This is a genomic window from Lentibacillus sp. (assembly GCF_035301925.1).
GTDB lineage: Bacteria > Bacillota > Bacilli > Bacillales > Amphibacillaceae > Lentibacillus.
Genome location: NZ_DATGTI010000103.1, coordinates 1 through 3,489, shown reverse-complemented (window position 1 = coordinate 3,489; position 3,489 = coordinate 1). Strand labels below are relative to the sequence as shown.

General features: G+C 44.4%; 5 protein-coding genes. 4 read left to right on the top strand and 1 reads right to left on the bottom strand.

Going from position 1 to position 3,489, the window contains the following annotated elements:
• The 4 genes from uxuA to VK080_RS08800 form a co-directional block, all read left to right on the top strand.
• Positions 1 to 568 (top strand): mannonate dehydratase (uxuA, locus tag VK080_RS08815; RefSeq protein ID WP_324224397.1); only part of this gene is annotated, 568 nt, incomplete at its 5' end.
• Positions 569 to 578: 10 nt separating this feature from the next.
• Positions 579 to 1,430, top strand: coding sequence for an SDR family oxidoreductase (locus tag VK080_RS08810; RefSeq protein ID WP_324224396.1), 852 nt, complete (start codon positions 579 to 581; stop codon positions 1,428 to 1,430).
• A gap of 11 nt (positions 1,431 to 1,441) precedes the next feature.
• Positions 1,442 to 2,071 (top strand): bifunctional 2-keto-4-hydroxyglutarate aldolase/2-keto-3-deoxy-6-phosphogluconate aldolase, encoded by a 630-nt coding sequence (locus tag VK080_RS08805; RefSeq protein WP_324224395.1) that lies wholly within the window; start codon positions 1,442 to 1,444, stop codon positions 2,069 to 2,071.
• Between the two features lie 4 nt (positions 2,072 to 2,075).
• Positions 2,076 to 3,077, top strand: a complete 1,002-nt coding sequence (locus VK080_RS08800) for a sugar kinase (RefSeq protein WP_324224394.1) — start codon at positions 2,076 to 2,078, stop codon at positions 3,075 to 3,077.
• A gap of 95 nt (positions 3,078 to 3,172) precedes the next feature.
• Here VK080_RS08800 and VK080_RS08795 read toward each other — a convergent pair.
• Positions 3,173 to 3,489 (bottom strand): ABC transporter substrate-binding protein (locus VK080_RS08795; protein WP_324224393.1); only part of this gene is annotated, 317 nt, incomplete at its 5' end.

Here is a 3,489-nt window from a genome sequence, read left to right as displayed (position 1 = left end):
TGATTTGCGCCGAATTATTGACCGTTATCAGACGATCACAGAAGAAATACTAATGGATAACCTGATTTACTTTTTGAGAGAAATTATTCCAGTGGTTGAAGAAGAAGACATATTGATGGCAATTCATCCGGATGATCCGCCATGGCCGATTTTTGGTCTGCCAAGAGTAGTGACGAACAAGCAGAATATTGCGTGTATTCTCCGGAAAATCGACAGTCCCAATAATGGGCTTACATTCTGTACCGGTTCATTCGGTGCTGACCCTGATAATGATCTGCCGGGAATTATTGAGGCTGCAAAAGGCCGAATCCATTTCGTGCACGCTCGGAACGTTAAATGGGCTGACAATCATTCGTTCCAAGAGACGTCACATCTTGCAAGCGATGGTTCAATTAATTTATCAAGCATATTGGAAAAATTGCATGAAACCGGATTTGCTGGGCCAATCAGACCTGATCACGGCCGGATGATCTGGGGTGAAGAAGGCCGGCCGGGGTATGGTTTATATGACCGTGCGCTGGGAGCTATGTACTTAAATGGTGTACTGGATACTTTAAATAATCGTTAGGAGCATACGTATGGAATTACCTTTTCAAATTGATTTAAAAGATAAAGTAGCAGTCGTGACAGGAGGCAGCGGTGTCCTGGGATCTGTTTTCTCAAGAGCGCTGGCACAAGCAGGTGCAAAAGTGGCTGTTCTGGCACGATCTAAAGATAAAATCGATGCTGTTGTCCAGGACATCAAATCAAATGGCGGTGAGGCGATTGGTTACAGCGTGGATGTTCTCGATAAAAAAGCCCTTGAGGACGTTCATGCAGATGTGAAGAGAAGACTTGGACGTTGTTCAATCTTGATTAACGGCGCTGGGGGAAATAATCCTAAAGCAACTACATCCAAAGAGTACTTTGATGCATCTGATTTAAATGATCAATCATTACAGTCATTTTTTGACTTGGAACAGAATGGGGTAAGTGACCTGTTTAATTTGAATTTTCTTGGGACATTGCTCCCGACACAGGTTTTTGCCCGCGATATGACAGATCAGAAAGAAAGTACGATTATCAATATTTCATCAATGAATGCCTACACACCGCTGACGAAGATTCCTGCATACAGCGGGGCTAAGGCAGCTATAAGCAATTTTACGCAGTGGCTCGCTGTGCATTTTTCTAAGGCGGGCATTCGTGTTAATGCGATGGCGCCCGGTTTCTTCCTGACCGAACAGAACAGGGATTTGATGATCAAAGAAGACGGCGAATTAAGTGAACGGGCGCTCAAAATCCTTTCCCAGACACCGATGGAACGATTTGGCGAAGCGGAAGAGCTAATCGGAACATTGCTGTGGCTTGTTGATCACAAGTCTTCCAGCTTCGTAAATGGTATCGTTGTGCCGGTTGATGGCGGGTTCTCATCGTATTCAGGTGTATAGGAGGACTTAAAATGCAGACTTATCAAATTTTAAACGAGATGATCGAGCATAAATTGGCTGTTGTTATTCGGGGAGAAAACCGCAGCATGGCTGAGAAAACTGCTGAAGCGTGTGTAGATGGCGGCGTTAAAACACTGGAGGTTACGTTTACGGTTCCCGGTGCCCCGGGTTTATTGGAGTCACTGACTGAAACATATCACGATGCGATAATCGGTGCCGGAACTGTCCTGGACAGTGAAACAGCACGTATAGCAATCCTTTCCGGTGCCCGATTTATTGTCAGCCCGGGTTTTAATGAAGAAACAGCAAAATTGTGCAACCGTTACGGCCTCCCATATTTGCCGGGCTGCATGACCGTTAATGAGATGCTTCATGCAGCTGAATTCGGAGCATCAGTTGTCAAGTTATTTCCGGGCAGCGCTTTCGGGCCTTCGTTTGTCAAAAATCTTAAAGGACCGCTGCCGCATATCAGCATTATGCCAACAGGCGGTGTCTCGCTTGAAAATGCGAATCACTGGCTGGAAGCAGGAGCTGTCATGCTGGGAGTTGGCGGCGAAATAACCAAGCCAGCAAAAACAGGTAACTATAATGAAGTTACAAAATTGGCAAAGAGGTTCCAGAATCTGGCGAAAAAAGGATGATAGCATGGGGAAAATTATAACGTTCGGCGAGCTGATGCTGAGGCTTACGCCTATAGGAAAAGGGCGGCTGAATCAGGCCGCTGAATTTAAGGCGTATTATGGAGGTGCGGAGGCAAATGTGGCTATGTCACTGAGCAAGTTCGGACATCATGTCAGCTTTCTTTCTGCCTTCCCTCCAAACGATATTGGAGATGCTGCGGTTTCTCATCTGGTAGGTGGCGGTGTGGATACTGCCTGGATTTTCCGGCAAGGTGAGAGGCTCGGAACCTATTATTACGAAGAAGGTTATTCGCTAAAACAGGCGAAAGTGATATATGACAGGGATCACTCAGCTGTCCATCATCTTCCGGATATTGGACTTGACTGGCAATCCATTTATCAGGATATAGATTTGCTGCACATTACCGGCATAACGCCGGCACTCAGCACAGAGCTAAAAAACCTGACGTTGGAAGCAGTAAAAGCCGCAAAAGAGTCTGGTGTAAGAGTTAGCTTCGATTTTAATTTCCGCGGTAAACTGTGGAGTGTCGAGGAAGCTAAAAAGACATTTCTGGAGATTTTACCATTTGTTGATATTTGTTTTGCCGGGTATAAAGATTTTGTTTACCTCCTAGGTGAAGAAGGCCCACAATCATTCAATGAACAAAAATTGGTAGTTTTCTATGGGAACTATGCCGATAAATATGATATTTCTGTATTTGCTTCAACAGATCGCCAGGCCATTTCGGCAACACAAAATAAGCTGCAGGGTTATGTGTATCAAAATGGCCAATTAGTCTCTTCAAAAAATTATTCGTTTGAATTACTTGAACGCATAGGCGGGGGAGACGCGTTTGCGGCAGGGATTCTGCATGGTGTACTGACAGAAATGGAGCCAGCGCATACTGTTGAATTCGGTACGGCTGCAAGTATTCTCAAGCACATGGTCTACGGAGATCATAATCAATTTACAGCAGAAGAAGTCAAGCAGTTTCTGCAAAGCCAAGGAAAAGACGTTAACAGGTAATAGAAACAGAAAACATATTATTCTGCCAATGAAACTTAATATTTAAAAACACGGTGCCTTTAACTTTTCAAAGCACCGTGTTTTTAATTTCATTCTTACTGAATAAACGTTTTATTCACGAACCCTTCAAAATCGGGCTTTTCTTTCAGGAACTGCAGGTCATAGGAAGAGTTACCGAATTCCTGGATAACGTCTGCATCAACTTCATAGGTGAAATTAGTACGCTCCCAGGCATTTTCCATGACGCTTTTTTCCAGCTGCTGATCTGTAATGTCTGCAATGCCTTCGATGGTAATGTCGATGGCTTCGTCAGGGTTGTCGTTAATATATGCGACAGCTTCCTTATGTGCGTCAACCAGTTTTTGAACCTGTTCACTATTGTTTTCGATCATATCGTCGGACGTGACCATCA

What these genes read in the sequence shown, in the direction of transcription:
- VK080_RS08805 (WP_324224395.1), top strand. Translation starts at nt 1,442, where the DNA reads ATGCAGACTTATCAAATTTTAAACGAGATGATCGAGCATAAATTGGCT.
- VK080_RS08810 (WP_324224396.1), top strand. Translation starts at nt 579, where the DNA reads ATGGAATTACCTTTTCAAATTGATTTAAAAGATAAAGTAGCAGTCGTG.
- VK080_RS08800 (WP_324224394.1), top strand. Translation starts at nt 2,076, where the DNA reads ATGGGGAAAATTATAACGTTCGGCGAGCTGATGCTGAGGCTTACGCCT.